The sequence below is a fragment of the Actinomadura macrotermitis genome, from assembly GCF_009604375.1.
Lineage (GTDB): Bacteria > Actinomycetota > Actinomycetes > Streptosporangiales > Streptosporangiaceae > Spirillospora > Spirillospora macrotermitis.
The window spans coordinates 1,157,185-1,172,996 of sequence record NZ_WEGH01000003.1 but is presented as its reverse complement, the minus strand read 5'-3'; the positions used below and the strand labels follow the sequence as shown (position 1 = coordinate 1,172,996).

Annotated in this window: 22 protein-coding genes and 1 pseudogene; 1 reads left to right on the top strand and 22 read right to left on the bottom strand. The window is 71.6% G+C overall.

The window, feature by feature from the left end; all coding sequences use genetic code 11:
- Nucleotides 1–47 precede the first annotated feature (47 nt).
- The 11 genes and pseudogenes from ACRB68_RS26750 to ACRB68_RS26700 all read right to left on the bottom strand — a co-directional run.
- Nucleotides 48–264: pseudogene (locus ACRB68_RS26750) on the bottom strand (single-stranded DNA-binding protein); the annotation flags it as partial.
- A gap of 93 nt (nt 265–357) precedes the next feature.
- Nucleotides 358–912: a hypothetical protein gene (locus tag ACRB68_RS26745; protein WP_153536958.1), complete on the bottom strand. Its 555-nt coding sequence runs from the start codon at nt 910–912 to the stop codon at nt 358–360.
- Nucleotide 913: 1 nt separating this feature from the next.
- Nucleotides 914–1,114: a hypothetical protein gene (locus ACRB68_RS26740; RefSeq protein WP_153536957.1), complete on the bottom strand. Its 201-nt coding sequence runs from the start codon at nt 1,112–1,114 to the stop codon at nt 914–916.
- A gap of 34 nt (nt 1,115–1,148) precedes the next feature.
- Nucleotides 1,149–1,526 (bottom strand): hypothetical protein, encoded by a 378-nt coding sequence (locus ACRB68_RS26735; protein ID WP_153536956.1) that lies wholly within the window; start codon nt 1,524–1,526, stop codon nt 1,149–1,151.
- Nucleotides 1,527–1,788: 262 nt separating this feature from the next.
- Nucleotides 1,789–4,059, bottom strand: coding sequence for an FtsK/SpoIIIE domain-containing protein (locus tag ACRB68_RS26730; RefSeq protein ID WP_153536955.1), 2,271 nt, complete (start codon nt 4,057–4,059; stop codon nt 1,789–1,791).
- A gap of 84 nt (nt 4,060–4,143) precedes the next feature.
- The gene (locus tag ACRB68_RS26725) at nt 4,144–4,464 is read right to left on the bottom strand and encodes a hypothetical protein (protein WP_153536954.1); all 321 of its coding nucleotides are present in this window, start codon (nt 4,462–4,464) and stop codon (nt 4,144–4,146) included.
- 33 nt (nt 4,465–4,497) lie between these two features.
- Nucleotides 4,498–5,421 (bottom strand): hypothetical protein, encoded by a 924-nt coding sequence (locus ACRB68_RS26720; protein ID WP_153536952.1) that lies wholly within the window; start codon nt 5,419–5,421, stop codon nt 4,498–4,500.
- Nucleotides 5,418–5,696, bottom strand: a complete 279-nt coding sequence (locus ACRB68_RS26715) for a hypothetical protein (protein WP_153536950.1) — start codon at nt 5,694–5,696, stop codon at nt 5,418–5,420. Before ACRB68_RS26715 ends, ACRB68_RS26720 begins: the two co-directional genes overlap by 4 nt.
- On the bottom strand, nt 5,693–5,875 hold the full coding sequence (locus ACRB68_RS26710) for a hypothetical protein (RefSeq protein WP_153536948.1): 183 nt from the start codon (nt 5,873–5,875) through the stop codon (nt 5,693–5,695). The genes ACRB68_RS26715 and ACRB68_RS26710 overlap by 4 nt, the downstream gene beginning before the upstream one ends.
- Nucleotides 5,876–5,956: 81 nt before the next feature.
- Nucleotides 5,957–6,388, bottom strand: coding sequence for a hypothetical protein (locus tag ACRB68_RS26705; RefSeq protein WP_153536946.1), 432 nt, complete (start codon nt 6,386–6,388; stop codon nt 5,957–5,959).
- 109 nt (nt 6,389–6,497) lie between these two features.
- Entirely contained in the window at nt 6,498–7,841 is a 1,344-nt protein-coding gene (locus tag ACRB68_RS26700; RefSeq protein WP_207709825.1) for a coiled-coil domain-containing protein, read from the bottom strand.
- Nucleotides 7,842–8,111: 270 nt separating this feature from the next.
- Here ACRB68_RS26700 and ACRB68_RS26695 point away from each other — a divergent pair, with 270 nt between their 5' ends.
- Nucleotides 8,112–9,176: a hypothetical protein gene (locus ACRB68_RS26695; protein WP_153536944.1), complete on the top strand. Its 1,065-nt coding sequence runs from the start codon at nt 8,112–8,114 to the stop codon at nt 9,174–9,176.
- Here ACRB68_RS26695 and ACRB68_RS26690 read toward each other — a convergent pair.
- The 11 genes from ACRB68_RS26690 to ACRB68_RS26640 form a co-directional block, all read right to left on the bottom strand.
- Nucleotides 9,154–9,804: a hypothetical protein gene (locus ACRB68_RS26690; RefSeq protein ID WP_153536942.1), complete on the bottom strand. Its 651-nt coding sequence runs from the start codon at nt 9,802–9,804 to the stop codon at nt 9,154–9,156. The two genes, ACRB68_RS26695 and ACRB68_RS26690, sit on opposite strands and share 23 nt — an antisense overlap.
- A gap of 182 nt (nt 9,805–9,986) precedes the next feature.
- Nucleotides 9,987–10,520, bottom strand: coding sequence for a hypothetical protein (locus ACRB68_RS26685; protein WP_153536940.1), 534 nt, complete (start codon nt 10,518–10,520; stop codon nt 9,987–9,989).
- A gap of 51 nt (nt 10,521–10,571) precedes the next feature.
- Nucleotides 10,572–11,300, bottom strand: a complete 729-nt coding sequence (locus ACRB68_RS26680) for a hypothetical protein (protein ID WP_153536938.1) — start codon at nt 11,298–11,300, stop codon at nt 10,572–10,574.
- A gap of 100 nt (nt 11,301–11,400) precedes the next feature.
- A complete protein-coding gene (locus ACRB68_RS26675; RefSeq protein ID WP_153536936.1) occupies nt 11,401–11,736 on the bottom strand; it encodes a hypothetical protein in 336 nt (111 codons plus the stop codon).
- A 348-nt stretch (nt 11,737–12,084) separates the two neighbouring features.
- The gene (locus ACRB68_RS26670) at nt 12,085–12,270 is read right to left on the bottom strand and encodes a hypothetical protein (protein WP_153536934.1); all 186 of its coding nucleotides are present in this window, start codon (nt 12,268–12,270) and stop codon (nt 12,085–12,087) included.
- On the bottom strand, nt 12,267–12,896 hold the full coding sequence (locus ACRB68_RS26665) for a hypothetical protein (protein ID WP_153536932.1): 630 nt from the start codon (nt 12,894–12,896) through the stop codon (nt 12,267–12,269). The genes ACRB68_RS26670 and ACRB68_RS26665 overlap by 4 nt, the downstream gene beginning before the upstream one ends.
- Before the next feature lie 164 nt (nt 12,897–13,060).
- Complete coding sequence (locus ACRB68_RS26660; RefSeq protein ID WP_153536931.1) at nt 13,061–13,216, bottom strand: hypothetical protein; 156 nt, start codon at nt 13,214–13,216, stop codon at nt 13,061–13,063.
- Between the two features lie 173 nt (nt 13,217–13,389).
- The gene (locus tag ACRB68_RS26655; RefSeq protein ID WP_153536929.1) at nt 13,390–13,758 is read right to left on the bottom strand and encodes a hypothetical protein; all 369 of its coding nucleotides are present in this window, start codon (nt 13,756–13,758) and stop codon (nt 13,390–13,392) included.
- A gap of 42 nt (nt 13,759–13,800) precedes the next feature.
- On the bottom strand, nt 13,801–14,166 hold the full coding sequence (locus ACRB68_RS26650) for a ParB/RepB/Spo0J family partition protein (protein ID WP_194293451.1): 366 nt from the start codon (nt 14,164–14,166) through the stop codon (nt 13,801–13,803).
- A 96-nt stretch (nt 14,167–14,262) separates the two neighbouring features.
- The gene (locus ACRB68_RS26645) at nt 14,263–14,463 is read right to left on the bottom strand and encodes a hypothetical protein (protein ID WP_153536925.1); all 201 of its coding nucleotides are present in this window, start codon (nt 14,461–14,463) and stop codon (nt 14,263–14,265) included.
- Between the two features lie 549 nt (nt 14,464–15,012).
- Nucleotides 15,013–15,804, bottom strand: a complete 792-nt coding sequence (locus ACRB68_RS26640; protein ID WP_153536924.1) for a GntR family transcriptional regulator — start codon at nt 15,802–15,804, stop codon at nt 15,013–15,015.
- Nucleotides 15,805–15,812: the final 8 nt, after the last annotated feature.

The window sequence follows — 15,812 nt, the reverse complement described above, 5'->3', positions numbered from 1 at the left end:
CAACACCACAGGTCAACTACGCGATCTTCACGCTAACCCCGCATAAGCAGGGACTCGGCGACGTTGTCGGCTGCCTGCCGCCAGATGGTGCAGGTCAGGAACAGCGCCTCGCCGTCGGTCCAGTTGTTGGCGGCCTTGTTGAAGTAGCGCGGGGTGGAGGCGACGCGGAACGACGCCACGCTCAGGCCGCTGGGGGTGATCCGCAGATCCGGATCCTCTACGAGGTTGCCGATCAGGGTGATGGGGGGTGTCGCCGAAAACCATGGGGGCCTCCTTGTGAGGCTGGTGGGACAGGGAAGGGCGAAGAAAAGCCCGGGCGGCCGGTGAGGGCCGCCCGGGCTGGACTGAGCGGGTCGGTCAGGTGCGGGGGGTGCGCCAGCCGCGCGTGAACAGCACGGCGGTCTTGGTGGTGATGGCGTCGGCCAGGTCGATGCCGTGCACGGTGGCGGTGGCGTAGGCGGCGGCGACCACGTCGGCCAGGTGGGCGGTAGCGACCTCGTCGGCCGGCCCGGTTGCGTTGGTGCGGCCGGCCAGGTGGGCCTGGACGAAGCGGCCGGTGATGGTGAACAGGTGCATCACCTGTTCGTCGCCACCGGGGTGGGTGTGGTCGTCGATCAGTTCGGCCAGGTCGGGCGGCTCGGGCAGCACACGGTCTAGGACGTGGGCGGTGATGTAGGCGGTGATGACGACGTCGGCGAGTTCGGCGGCGACGTCGCTGAAGGGGCCGGTGCGGCGGGCCTGTCCGGTCCAGCGCCGGTAGGCGCCCATCAGTTCGCCGGTCTCTTCGGCCAGCGCGAGGACCTGGCGGTCGCGCTCCTTGCGGGCGGGGAAGTGCTCGCGCAGCCGCTGGGTGATCTGGGCGGCGAGCGCGGCCAGCGGCACCGGGGTGAGGCCGTAGGGGTCGGTGGGCATGTCAGGTCTCCTGCGCGGGGTCGGGGCGGTAGGTCAGCCAGTCGGTGATGCGGCGCTGGGCGCCGGCGGGGGTGTGGCCGAGGTCCAGGAGGCGCTGGAAGGCTTCCTCGCTGTCCAGGTACCCCTCGGCCAGGTCGGTGCCGATCTGGGCGATGGCCTCATCGCGGGGGTCGGGGGCGTCGTCGAGCGGCAGCAGGCACATGGCGGGTGTCCTCGCTTCCTGCCAGGGGCGGGCTCTACTCCTGGCGGCGGCGTTTGCTGGGGTTCTGCTTGTAGGGGTCACGCGCGAACATGCGATGTTCGCGGCCGGTGCCGCCGCAGCGGTCGCAGGCGCGGTAGGCGCCGGTGAACCAGGTGCCGCGGTGCTTGCCGCTGCCGCTGCACCGGCCGCAGGACTTGAAGGGGTGCAGCCGGATCGAAACGCGGTAGCCGAGGGCCCAGATGAGGCCGAACAGCAGGGCCACGACGATCAGGCCGCCCTGGCCGTGCTCGCCGCCCGGGGTGCCGGGCGGGCCGGTGGGAGTGGGCGACGGCGGACCGCTGGAGGGGACGGTGGCCGGCAACAGAACGCCGGGGTGCGGAAGGAAGACGGTGGGGTCTAAGCGGTGGGTCATGGGGGAGAAGGTCCGTTCCAGAGCAGACCAGCCGCCCGGCTGCCGAGTGGCGGCCGGGCGGCTGGATGGAGCGATCGGAAAGGGGACGGATCGCGTGTGGTGATCACGCGTTGTGAGGGCGGGAACCGTCTCACCCGAACTGTCCCAACTGTCTCGCCCGGACGCGGGATGCGTCCACGTGTGCGCGCGTAGGGGCCGGTGAGACAGTTCGTTGAGACAGTTGGCGAGACAGTTCAGTGAGACAGTTCGCCCCGACCTTCGGTCACGGTGTGTGATCGGCGGTGGGGTCGTGGTCGGGCAGGTAGTACCGGTTGGCCTTGCCCTTCCCGACGCTGACGATGATCTGGTCCTTGACCAGCCGGCCCAGCCAGCGCGCGCCGGTGGAGGTCGGCTTGTCCAGGAGGGTGATCAGTTCGTCGCGGCGGGCGCCCTTGGGGCCGCGGTCGCCCAGGAAGGCGATCACGGCGCGGGCGGCGTCGGCGGGGACGGTGGTGTTGTCGATGGCGCGCCGGGCGTCCTGCAGGTGGGTGAGCGGGATGGCCTCCTCGGGCGGGGTGGCGGTCTCGTTGATGAACTCGTCCAGGCGCGCCACCAGCCCCTGGGCGGCCTTGTCGATCTGGGATTCGTCGGTGACGTCGAAGTCCCAGTCCTGGCCGCCGCCGTTGTCGGGCTGGGGCTGGCCGGCGGGAGTACCGCTCCCGCCGCCCGTGCCGGTGTCCGGCCCGGTGCCGGGCGAGGGGCTGGGCGAGGCTGGCCGCGCCGATTTGGCGGCGGGGACGGGGTGGCGGTCGGCGTAGCCGGGCAGGGTAGCGGCGATGTGGGGTTCCAGGTGCGCCTCGGCGGGGCCGTAGGCGGCGGCCAGGGCCTTGACGGTGTCCCGGTCGTACAGAGCGCGGGTGCGTCCGGCCTGCCAGGTGCCGCCCTGGCGGACCAGCAGCACCACGCCTTCGGCGCCGCCGCCGTAGGTGGACATGTCGGGGCAGCCCATGGCCTCCCAGCCGGGGACGGCCTTGGTCATCTCGCCGGCGTTGGCGACCCGGCCCACGATGGTGGTGTAGGCGTTGGCCTTGCCCTCCTTGGAGCCGGTGTGCTGGACGACGTCGCGTTGCTTGGCGGTGACGGCGACCACGCCGCCGGACCGGCCGCGCCGGTGGACCTTGTTCAGGACCGGCTTGATGTCGGCGGCGACGGCCGACTCCATGCCGGTGGCGGTGTCCTGCTCATCGATGATCAGGATGACCACCGGCGCCTGAGCGGAGGGCCGGTGGGTGCCGCCGTCGCAGTCGATGGCGCGTTCGTCGACCAGGGCGTCGATCCAGGCCAGGATCGCCAGCGCCTTGTCCTCCTCGTCGACACCGGCGGCCTCGTGCAGGTAGTCGCCCCACAGGCTGGGGATGACGCCCTTGCCCAGGTCGATGGCGACCACCAGCACGTCGAAGCATTCGGCGGACTGCTGGACGATGTTGGACAGCACGTTGGACTTGCCGCCGCCGTTGCTGGCCACGATGTCGACGTGCCGGGCGCCGCCGGCGTCGAACACCACCAGCTCCAGGTCCTGGCCGCTCTCGGGGGCGGTGCCGATGGTGAACGGGCCGTCCAGGATGGAGCGCTGGCCCTTGCCTGCCGCCGCGTGCTCCATGCTCTGGCTGCCCTCGGGGACGGTGAGCGCGGGGTGGGCGACCTCATCGGTCCACAGGTCCCGCAGCTGCAGGGTGATCCACAGGATCCGGGCGTTCTTGCGCTGCCCTTCGATGCGGACCTGATCGGCACCGATGCCGTAGCAGCGGGCGATCTGCTCACCCAGGTCACCGCGCTCCAGCCGCGTCACCGACGGGCCGTCCACGCCCAGATCGACCTTGAACCGGACACCGACCTTGGTGGTCTCGGTGCGCAGCAACCGCGACCCCTCCAGCCCGGTGAGGCCGGCGATGGTCTCCCAGCGGGCCTGCAGCTCGGCGGCGCGGCGGCGGGCCTTCAGCACGTCGGACCAGGTGTAGGCCGACCACAGGCCGGTGGAGGCGAGGGTGTAGGCCAGCAGGGTGGGCAGGTTGGTGATGCCGGTGGCCGCGGCGGTGGCCAGCCACAGCGGCGGCGCGGCGACGATCGCGGCGACGGCTCCGGAGTAGCGGGGCGAGCCGTGGGCCTTGTAGGTCGACACCCAGGCGGCCAGCGCGGCCGGCGGTCCGAACGCGCCCAGCATGATCGGGTCCATCGGGCCGGTGGCGTAGTGGTGGGCGAGCTCGCCGACCGGGTAGAGGGCGGCCAGGCCGGTGCCCAGGCCGCGGGTGTCAGGGGCCCGCATCACCCAGCGGGCGTACTCGCGCACCGCAGCGCGGGCCAGCCGTCCCGCCGGCGCCCGGCGCGGCGCCTGGTAACCCGCCGAGGCCAGCGCGGCCATCGGGGCCAGCGGGTCCATCAGGTCGGTCTCGGCGTACCGGCCGCGTCGGCCGCCACGGCGACCACCCGGGCGGGCGCCGAAGCCGCGGGGCTGGTTGGGAGCGCGGACGAAGCCGCGGGCGGGACGATTGAACATGCAGATCAACTCCAACGACGGCAACCGGCCGCGCCGCCCTGGAGGACGACGCGGCCGGTGAGAAGGCGAGTGAAGGGATGAGGGTCAGGCGGCGCGGCGGCGTGAGGTGCCGATGATGCGGATGCCGCGCGCGGCGATGGCGCGGGCGTCCTCGAAGTAGTCGGCGAAGTTGGCGGCCGAGCGGCGGGCGTCGCCGGCGGCGGCGTCCAGGTCGAGCACGACCTGCTCGAACTGGGCGATGACCGGGGCGGGGATGCCTCGGGCGGCCAGGTCCTGAACCCAGTCGTCGATCCGGTCGGCAGCCAGGGCGAGCAGGTCACCGATGGCCAGGCAGGTGGCGATGAACTCGCCGTCGGAGTCGGGCGCTTCGAACTCCACCAGGTAGCGGCGGGCACGGGAACGCATCACGACCTCCTTTCACGAGAGGAGCGGACGGGGTCAGGTGGGGTCGTCGCCGGTGAAGTGGATCCCGGCCTCGGCGACCGCGCGGGCCTCGGCGAACCACGCCTCGAACAGCATCGATGCCAAGGCGGTGCAGGCGGCGGCGTCCACCAGGCCCTCACTGACGTTGTTCAGCGGAGCGGTGACGATCGGCGGCATCCGGCGCACGATGACCTCATCGGTCCAGTCCTCCACCGCCACCCCGATACCGCGCAGGATCTGCTGCAGCTCCTGGCAGGACTCCAGGAACTCCACATCGGTCTCGGGGGCGTCCAGGTTCAGCGGACCGGTGATGCGCATCCGCGGCTGCGCCCGCCGCGCCCGCCGCGCCGCCGACCGGCCCCCGCCCCGGCCTGCACTGCGACCGGCGGCCCGGCGCGCGGGACCTGCGGTGCCCGGCTGCGGCACCGGACCGCCGGACGGCATGGGGATCGGGCTGCGCGGCTGCCCGCCGGTGCCGGCGGGCAGTTGCGGCATGGTGCGGCCGTTCAACGCAGGCTGCGCAGCCTTCGGGGACTGCACCGCCTGCGCCGGCCGTGCGGGCTGACCGGGCTGCGCGGTGTTATCGCCCGGGGCACCCGGACCGTTGCCCGGGTTGGTGCGGGGTCGGCGGATGAAGCTGGTGGTGCCGCCGTTGGCCTGGCGACGCTGCCAGCGGGCCTCGGCCCAGGGCTTCATCCGGCGGCCACGCTGCGCGGCGCCGCGCACGCCCTTGCCGATCGCGCGGCCGCCCAGATCGGCGACCGCATCCGCCAGCATCGTCTCATCGGTGTGCGGGGCACCGGCACTCTTCCACGCCTTGACCAGCAGCGAATCGGTGCGGGCCGGGCGGCGCGGCGGGTGGTGCTGGGTGCGGTTCTTGCGGATTGCGTGGGCGCCGCCGGCGAACGCCGCCGACCCCAGGAACAGCATTTCGATCACGGCCGCGCCCCCTTGCCGGTCTCGGCCAAGTCGGCGGGCAACTCGTGTCCGCTGCGCCGGACGTCGATGACGGTGATGACCAGCCAGAGCAGGGCGTAGAGCGGCCACTGCACGGCGGCGGCCAGCCACCACGGCTGGCCGAACACCACCTGGGTGCTGCCGGGCACGCCCAGCAGGAACGCCCAGGCACCCAACGACGGACGGTTGGCCCAGCCATACGCCACCGCCCGGCGGACGGCCGACGTGCCGGCGGGCGGGGAGGTGGGGGTGGTCATCGCAGCCACCCGTCCAGGGCGCCCGACAACTGGTGCAGGACCGGCAGGATCTTGGACCCCAGCGGGGTGCTGGCGGCCAGCAGACCCCACGCGGGCAGGGTGATCAGGAAGAACATCTGGACCAGGCGGCTGTAATACACCATGAACAGCACGCCGGTGAGCAGGGCGAGCAAGGTCATCGAGACCCTCCTTGAGAAAGCGGCCGGCCCAGCCGCGCGGGGGCGGCCGGGCCGGTGAGGCGACAGGTCAGGGGCAGTAGGTCAGGGCAGCAGTGAGCCCAGGAACGCGCCCAGCAGCGAGGCCAGCCCGATCACCAGGACGGTGTCGGCCAGGGCGCACAGGCGCTGCTTGCGGTGCAGCAGGTTCCACGGCGAGGCCTTCGCGTCGGCGCGGTTGGTCGCGGCCGCGGAGCGGGGGCGGGCGGTGAAGGTGGGAGCGGGACGCAGCTGCAGCGCGGCCAGCCGCAGCAGGGCCACGGCCGCCATCAGCATCAGCGCCAGGACCGCCATCAGCCGGCCCGGCCACCCGGTCGGCAGGCCGATCAGGCCGGTCAGGACGAAGACCAGGGCGACGGTGCAGGCGATGATCTGGCGGCAGCGGTTCTCCACCCGGGCGATCTCGCTCCGCACGTCGCGGACGTGGTCGGCTGGGGTGTCGGTGGGCGGGTAGTTCAGGTCGGTGAGGTCGGACACGGCGACTCCAGAGGGGAAACGGCGCCGGGCCCTGCCTGCAGCTGCAGGCAGGGCCCGGCGGAGCGGACGGAAGGAGTAGGGAGACCGGATATGCAGTCCGGAGCACGGGTCAGGCTGCGTTGCGCAGTTCCTGGAAGCGGTTGTTGACCCAGCCGATCGACCAACCGCAACGTGCGGCGGCGGCCCGCACCGACAACCCGGCCTCGAACGCCGCCTGGACCACGCGCAGGGCCTGGTCCTCAGGGAGCTTGTCGGTGACCGGGGCGGCGGCCAGCAACTCGGCGCGCTGCTGCTGGACCTGTTCGGTGCGTTGCTGTTCACGCTCGCGTTCACGGCGGTGGGCCTCGGCCTGGCGCTGTTCACGCTCGCGCGTGACGCGTTCAGCCTCGGCCTGCTGGCGTTCAGCTTCGGCGCGGGCCTGTTCACGCTCGCGCTCGTGGCGTTCACGCTCGCGGGCGGCGGCCTCTTCCTGCTGCTGCTGCAACTCCAGCTCCTGGAGGTGAGCGGCGATCTCGGCCTGGCGGGTGATCTCGGCCTGGCGCTGGGTCTCCTGACGGGCCAGCTCGGCCTGCTGCGCGGCGGCCTCGGCCTCGTGGCGGGCCTGTTCGGCCTGCAGTTCGGCGCGCTGGCGTTCCTCGCTCGCCAGCCGCTCGGCATGCTCGCGCTGCTCACGCAGTTCGCGTTCGCGCGCCTCACGCTCGGCCTGCTCCTTGCGCTCGGCCGCCAGGGCGCTTTCTCGCGCGGCCTTCTGCCGGGCGGCGTGCTCGGCTTGCCGGCGGGTCTGTTCGGCCGTCTGCGCGGTGGTGAGGGCCGCGGTGATGGCGCGCCGGTAGGCCAGCCCGGTCTCGGCGGTGACGATCAACAGCAGCGGCGCGACCGCATGCACCGCGACGCCCGCCTTGTCGTGCTTGAGCGCCGAATCGGCGGTGTTGAGAGCCAGCGTCATGATGCCGGTCATCCACCGCAGCACCACCGGCCAGCCGCCGCCGTCGCCGTCCAGGCGGGCCAGGACCGAGTCCAGCCGCACCACGATCACCACCGCGGCATCCACCACCAGCGGCAGGATCGGCGCCGTCCACTCCCATCCGTCGGGGGTGTGCTTAGCCATCAGCGGGGTGACGGTCAGCACCGAGTAGAGCATCGCGCCGAACACGATCAGCCAGGTGCCGATCGAGAGTGCCCGCTCGGCTTTGTGGATCTGCTTGTCGCCGTGGTGAACGCCGCTCTCCTGAACGGGCTCGGCGTGAACATCGCGGTGAACGGGTGCGGGGTGAACGGGGTCGGCGTGAACGCGGCGGGCCGGGGTGTTCACGCCGGTGTTCACCGCCGGGCCGGTGTTCACGGCTCCGGCTGCGCTGGGTGCGGCGAACGTCGGTGCGTGGTGGTCGGTGGAGTCCCTGGCGAGGGCGGCGGGTTTCGTCGCGGGAATCCCCGTGGTGGTGGGGATGTCCATGGGCGCAACCTCCTTACGGGGACAGGGCCCGGCCGCCCATGCAGACGGCCGGGCCGAGGGTGAAGAAGTGGAGCACCCAGAGGAGGTGCGCGAAGGGTGCGGAATGTGACAGTGATGGCGCAGAGCTGAAGAGAGCCGGTGGAACTCGGTCGGGCACTGGGCGGCCGATGGCGGACAGAGACGGTTCAGGCGTTGACGGTGGCGGTATCTGCCCGTTGATTGCCCTGTTCGAGACCGTCCGGGATGTTTGCCGGTTTGAGGGGTGGGCTCGTGGAGCACCAGGAACCCGAGTTCTCTCCCGCAGCGACCCGCGCATTGACCGATGCGGTGCTAGTGCAGGCGCGTGCTGATGAGCTGGATGATTACCGTGACTTGGCTGTGCAGGCTGGATGCGGGCTGGTGGTCACTGGCCGGGACGCGATCCGCGGCTTGCGGGAGGCTCGGGCGGCCGGAGTGTCCTCGCCAGTGCTGGTCGACCGGCGCCGTTACGCCGGTAGGAGGCGGATGCCAGGGACCGCACCGCTGACGGCCTCATGGCTGGAACAGCAATATGCGGCGGGCGCGACGGTGCTGCTGACCGACTCGGGTTACATCGGCCGCGGTGATGAGCCGGCGTTGGACGCCATACTCAGTCAGGCCGCCTTCTATCAGCGAGAACGGGCTGGGGAGGCGACGGTGTGGGCGGTGTTGCCCCTGCACCAGTCCTGGCTGCGGGAACACGTGTCGATCTTGACCGGCTATCTGCGTCAGTATCGGACGCCGGTAGCGCTGGTGCTGGAACATGCCAGTGATCCGCTGGGAACTCAGATCGCGGTGCAGGGACTGATGCAGATACTGGCCGTTCCGGTGCCGGTCGCGCTGCTGTGCACTGACGTGTCGGCGCTAGGAGCGCTGGCGTTCGGTGCGGTGTTTGCCGCGGTCGGAGTGCGTACTAGCTTGCGGCACCTGTATCCCCAAGATGCCGGAGGTGGCCGGCCGACTGGGGTGGTCAGTGCGCTGGTGGACCCGGTGCTGTCGATCGTGTCGACCAACAAGATCGCGGCGGCCTACGCGGCAGACCCTGACAACCAGGTGTGGCAGTGCTATTGCGAGCACTGCCATGGTCGGGACCTGACCTGGCTGGCCACTGCCGGGCAGGTGCAGGCTAACCACCACAGCTTCACCGCGCTGCTGGCGCGCCGTGAAGAGCTGGAATCGATCCCTCGTGGCGAACGCCGCCGAGGCTGGTGGCAGAACCGCTGCAGCGACGCACTGTGGAACTACGAAGACCTACGGCTGTTGACGCGGCACCGATGGACGTCCCCAGGATTCCTCAGAGCGTGGAAGACGGTGTAGACACCGACGCGTCTCTCGATGCGGTGACTGTCTGCTGGCTGACCAGCAGAGCCTGGAAGATCTGTTCCTCCACCAGCCGGTGCACCCAGGTTGCGCGGCCGGTGGGGCGCTGATCAGGCGGATGCACCAGTTGCAGCCATCCGCCTGATCCATCCCGGGTCCAGCCGTTGCCCTGGCCGTCGTGTGTCTGGGACGCCGGCGGATCCGGTTGGGGATGATGGGCGATAACCCCAAATCCCTCTACTAGGGCGAGCATCTGCAGGTGGCTGGAGCGGGCCTGGGAGGGTGGGACGATCGCCATCCGTGCTCCGAACGCCACAAATCCGCCGAGCGGGGCCAGCGCCCCACGCCAGGTCCGCCGAGCTGACAATGCCCCATCGATCTGCACGGGCGCGGAAGCCTTAGCGAAGGCGGTATCGGTGGCCAGTGCGAAACGCAGGGACAGCGGGTCGGTGACCGGGCGTTGTTCTCCCTGCAGTCGGCTCTGGCCAGCCTCGGTAAGTCGAGCAGCCACCCACAAATGGCAGCCGAGCAGATCGACTTCGGCGAGGATGCCAGGCCAGCCCAACAGGGCCGCCGCGTGCTCCATCAGCGACTGGGTCGTGTTGTCGTTGGAGATCTTCGACATCAGTCCCTCGCAGATTGGGGCGACCAGGAAGCGGCCGGGCGAACAGCGCAGCGGAGCTCCTTGCCCAGCCACTCTGGCAGCAGGCGAATCGATCACAGCGACCGGGTCAGCAATCGTTACCGTTCCGGCGTTCCCGAGCCGCCGCTTTGCGCTGGGCGGTCAGCTGGTGAGCCGGATCGGCATTAGCGCCGGCCCCCGGTCGCCGTCGGCAGCGGCGCCAGCTGGTTCAGCGGCACGACCTGGGCGGGGTTGTCGCCGTCGTGGATCAGGACCCAGGGCTGGGCGAGGGCGGGGTCGCTCAGCCAGTCCAGCACCACGGCCGGGCGGTCGAAGCCGGGGCCGGTCAGCACGATGGTGCCAGGGGCATACCAGCGGCGGGCGAGGTGGTAGCGGCCTCGCGAGGACCTGGTGAGGGCGAAGTGGACGTGCCCCCACAGGGCCGCCTGCTCCAGCACCGCGGCGGCGCCCAGCACCGCCAGCAGGCCGATGCCACCGATCAGCAGGAAATGGTGGGGCAGCGGCGAGTCCAGCAGCACGGCGACGATGCCCGCCAGCATGACGACGCCGATGACGGCCCGGGTCAGCAGGGTGATGCGGCGGCCGCGGTCGTCCATCGCCTGCAGCTGCAGCAGGTCGGTGATGTCGGCCGACTCGCCGGTGGCCGGCTCGGCGGCCAGGACCGGGACAGCCGGGCGGATGTGGTCCAGGTGGGTCATGGTGACTCCTTCAGGAAGGGGTGAGGTCGGCGGTCAGGGGGCGGGGGGTGTTCACCTGCGCCGCCACCGCGGCCGCGCTCCGGCCGTGATGGCGGTCTCGGCGGCGGTGGCGAGCTCGGCCAGGTCGCCCGACAGGGCGCCGGAACCGGCGTCCAGCTGCTCGGTGACCTGCTCGGCCAGGGCCAGGACCGCGTGGGTGAGGCCGGACAACGAGGTGCAGATCTCGCGGGCGTCGACGGAGGCCTTGGGGTCCAGGTCGCGGTCGGCCACCTGCAGCGCTTCGTCGGCGTGGTCGCCGGTGGCGGGGACGGGCATGGTGATCGGGCCGTCCAGCACCGCGCGGCCGACGTCGGCGAGGGTGTCCAGCGGGCCGGCCTCGCCGACGAAGCCGCCCGGGCCCTCACCGATGCGGTGGGAGGCGCGCAGCCACAGCCAGCCCTGGCGGGCGCACGCCCACACGTACCGGCGCACCGCGGTGGACCCGCCGTGGCTCCAGGTGGGGTGGGCGATCAGGACGGTGACGGTGCCGTCGGCCTCGACGTCGAACGGCTCGTCCCAGTCGTCGGCCTTGGGGGCGCCGGCCAGGATCGGGGAGATGTTCAGCTCGGTGAGCTTGCGGGTCAGGGCGGCGACGTCGGTGACGGCGGCCTGGTGGCGGCGCTGCCGCTCGGCGCACCGCGCGGACTCGTAGTGGCTGATCGCCAGCTCCAGCCCGTCGGGCTTGGGCGAGCGGTCGACCGGCCGCCAGTCCAGGGGCGCGGTAAGTGCGTTCAGGATCATCGGATACCTCGCAGATGTGGGAAAGGGAGCCAGACCGGGCGCCGTGTAGCAGCGGCGCCCGGCCTGGCCTGGCAGAAGCGGGGGAATCGAGACGCAGGGATCAGAGGCGCGGGGTGCCGGGCCTGCGCTTGAGCGCGCAGGCGAGTTGGCGGGCCGCGCGGTGGGTGTGGTCGGGCAGGGCGCGGATCAGAGCACGGCGGGTGTCGTAGAGCAGGCCGGGCAGGCCGGCGGGCCGGAACGCCGAGTCGATCAGCCGGGCGGCCAGCGCCCGGGTGCAGGCCGGGCAGTACACCGCCTGGTCCTGGTGCATCCCCATCAGCCAGGGGGCGATGTCGGCCAGCAGAGTGCTGGCCGGGCACCGGTCGCAGGTGGCCGTCCACTGGTCCAGCCGGGCCAGGTCGGGGACGCCGTGGGCGTCGCGCAGCGGGATGATCACCGGGATCACCCCGCCCGCAGTCGCACCGGCCGCGCGGCGGTCGGCGGGCAGATTGGGCAGATAATGGCGCCGACGGGCGGGTTCCACACCCGGCCCGTGCCGTGGCAGGTCCAGCACGGCTCGCCGCACCGCCGCCTGGTGCGGCGGGCGCGGCGGCCGGTCAGGCGCGCGAGGATGGACATGGGTCGGTCCTCCAGGTCGTATCTGTGAGGAATCGGTCAAGGGCCCCGGCCGGTGTTGGAGCACCGGTCGGGGCCCGGCTCAAGGTCGAAGGGGCAGGCCGTCCGCAGCGGACACACAGCGGCGGTACCGCCGAGGTGTCCGAACCGCAGGGCAGGCCGCACCAGATCAGCCGGCGGGCGGGGGTGCCTGGCCGGTGACCGCGATGGTCAGGTAGCGGCGAACGCCCGGGGCGCGGCGGTTGGCGTAGTCGGTGGAGACGTCGACGACCTCGGCGTGCTCGCCGATCAGCTCGGCGAGCACGTCCACGTCGGCCGGGTCGCCCGACAGGCGGACCTTGACGAGCCTGATCACCAGGCGCCCCGGCTCGGCTCGTTCAGCGCCTGGATGAGAGGCGCGAGCTGCCGGTTGATCAGGCCCACCAGGGCGGTGACGGCGGCCTTGGCGTCGTGGGTGAGCATCGCCTCCCCGCTGCGGGGCAGCGGCGTCACCTTGTGCGCGGTGACCGGCGCGGGCAGCTCCTCCGCAGTGAACGGCAGGACCACCGTGGCGGTGGTCAGGAGCGTCGGCCGGTCAACCAGGCGCTCTCCCAGCGGCTCCCAGTACCGGTCGGTGAACCGGTCGTGCTCCCAGCCGTTCCACCGCCCCGGCAGCCGGCGGTAGGCCAGCGGCGCGGGCGGCGGGACCGCCAGGGCGGCCCTGGCCAGCAGGGAACCGTCCCACTGCGACCGCACGCAGTGCACGGACTGCAGGCGGGGCTCGTCCCACTGCACGTAGCTGGGCGACATGATCGGGCCGCAGGCGACCTGCCAGGCCGCCACGGCGAACCGGACGGCGTCGCCGGTGATCGGGACGCTTTCGAAGTCGTCCTCGAACAACTCGACGTGCTGCTTCAGGTACTCCCCATACCGGGAGGTCGCCTGACGGCCGTCGGACGCGTCGGTCCGCAGCGGACCGGTGAAGGTAGCGGTATCGGGCATGGGCAGGTCTCCGTTCTCCGCCGGGCCGGGGCCGGGCGGTGCGAGGTCGGTCGGGTTGGGGTCGATCGCGGTACCGCGGCAGCGCAGGCAGGGTCCACCTGCGGGGTCGGTGCGGGTGCCGACGCAGCCGACGCAGATCACGACCACGGGGGCGGGCGAGCCGGTCACGGCCGGTCGGGCGGCCGGGCCGGGTTGGCGGCGGTGCGCGGGGTGGCGGTGCTGTCGGCGGCTGGGGTCGTGGTGGCGCGGCGGGCGCGGGCGGTGAGCTCGGAGGCGCGGCAGTTGCGCTCCACCAGGCGCATGATCATCGGGTGCTGCATGGGGAGTCCTGGGCGTGAAGGAAGACCGGCCTCGCTCCCCGGGACGAATGAGGGAAGCGAGGCCGGTCAGCTTGGACAGCGGGAAGGAAGGGATCAGGAGGCGGACAGGTCGGCGATTGCCTCGGGGCGGGTGTTCCAGGGCGCGGCCGGGACGGCCGGCCGGGAACTGCGGTTCACGCGGCGCTCCCCCGCGGGCGCATCGGCGTGACGGCGGTCGCGCTCACACCCTCGGCGGCGATGACGATGCGTTCGTCCTGGCGGATGACGGTTTCCCAGCACTGCCCGCAGGCGGTCTTGCCGATCCGGCGCCGCATGGTGTGCTCGCGGGCGTCGCACAGCCGGCGGGCCTTGACGGCCAGCGGGTGCGTGGCGGCCAGGAAGTCCGGCTCCCACTCCCAAGTGGCCGTCGAACCGTTCTTGGCCCGGGACTTGCGGCGGGCCCGCCGCACCGCGGCGACCGCGTCGGTCGCGGACACCTTGCCGTCCCGGACCTGTGCGCGGGAGGACTCGTCCAGCTCCAGCAGCGCCAAGTGGTGCGACACCGTGGAGGACGCCAGCCCGGTCGCGCGGCAGATGTCGGCGGCCTAGTAGCCGCGGTTGACCAGCGCGCCGAGCGCTTCGGCCTTCTCCATCGGCGTCAGCTCGCGGCGCTGGCAGTTCTCGATCAGCATGACCTCGATCGCGCGGCCGTCGTCGTTGACGCCGTGCCGCACCACCACCGGCAGCCGCTCGCCGTGGCGGCCGGCCTGCAGGGCGGCGGCGTGACGGCGGTGGCCGGCCAGCAGCTCGAAGTGCCCGTCCCGGGTCGGGTGCGGACGCACCACCAGCGGCTGCAGCAGACCGTTCGCGCGGATCGAATCGATCAGCTCGGTCAGGTCGCCCAGGTCCTCGCGGACGTTGGCCGGGTGCGGATGGATCAGGGATGCGTCCAGGTAGGCGTTGCTGCCCATCGGCGGACTCCTTTCAGAAGGGATGAAGGGCATGCGAGAACGCCCCGGCCGAACCGGCCGGGGCGTGGAGAGCGAGGAATCTCGAAGGGAGAGGCGTCAGAGGCGAGCCGTCTGCGCGAGAGCTGCGCCTTCGGACTGGGCCAGGGTCTTGGCGCGGGCCTGAGCGATCTGGTGCACGGCCGGCGGCACCGGCGGGCGGGGCTTGGTGAACTGCCGGGCGCTGCGGCGGGCGTCGGCGTCGGCGACGGCCTCGGACAGGCGCTGCCGCCACATCTCGTAGGACAGGTTCACGATCACGCGCTGACCCGACCCCGGGCACCGCGGCTGGGTCGCCCACCGCTCCAACGGAGCGGTCTTGCGGCCGAAGGCATAGCACGGACCTCGCTCTCGGACAGACGCGACCGCCGGTGCGGGTGGATCATGTGCCGCTTGATCGGCTGGAACGAACCGCAGTCGAGGCAGGTGACCAGCGTCCGCGGCTTGGGGTGGACGTCCTCGGGGACCGGGGCGGGGATGTCGATCTGGGAGGGAAGCAGGTCGCTGAGCGAGATCGGGTCACGGCCGTTGTGACGCATGGGCAGCTCCTCGTGAGAGGGAACGCGGTTTCGCGCACTCCACCCGCCACCTCCTGCGAACCGGACGATGGCGCATGGGCAGCGCGAACGCTGCGAGCTTGCGATCAACCGTGGTGTCCGTGCGGGGACCTCGTTGTTCGTCATCCCGCCGGTGGAGCACCACGTATGAAGTTGTGAGGAGACTCGCTGAACGATCAACAGGATGCCTACACGTCTAGATGAGTTCCATCACTTGTATAGATGTGTGCGCGTCGTCTGTCAACGCTTTGCCTTAGTGGGCCGGAAGCTCGTACGACAGGACGTACGCGTCGGCCGACATGATCGTGTCGCAGACTTCGACGGCGCGCCCCTCGGTGTCGAACGCCGTCCGCACGAGCCGGAAGACCGGCGTGCCGGCGGGAAGCTGCAGGATGCGCGCCTCATCGGGGGTCGGCATCCGAGCCGACACCTCTTCCTCGAACCGTTCGAGGGTGTGCCCCATATCCTCGATGCGGGCGTAGATCCCACCGGGGCCAGGGTTGGGATCCGTGATCGGAGTACCTCTGGCGATGTCGGCAGGGATGTACGACACGGCGGTCTCAACAGGGTGGCCGTTGAGTGAGTACCGCCGACTGCGGACGACTACCTCGTCGCCGGCTTCGAGGGAGAGCCGATCGGCAACCTCGGCCGTCGTGGCCTGCTCGCGGATCTCGATCATGTCGACTTCGGACTTGGCCCCCACCTGTGCCGACTCGGCGAGGAAGGCGGCCTTCCCCTCCTTGCGGTGCCTGCGGGCGAACCGGTCGGAGGCAAGGCGGCGAACCGGGGGCCGGCGGCGAACGAACACGCCCCGCCCATGCTCGGAGACGACCAGCCCTTCCGTCTGCAGCTCCTGAAGAGCGCTGCGGATCGTCATGCGGGCGACCTTGTAATGCTCGACAAGCTGGGCTTCGGACGGCAGCTTCGCCCCCTCCGGGAGGCGGCCCCGCTGGATGGCGTCACGCAGGTGGTCGGCGATCTGACGGAAGACGGCACGATCACTGTGCGGATCGAGCTCGCCGGTAAGTACTCCGTCAGCGTTCAAAGCGCGAC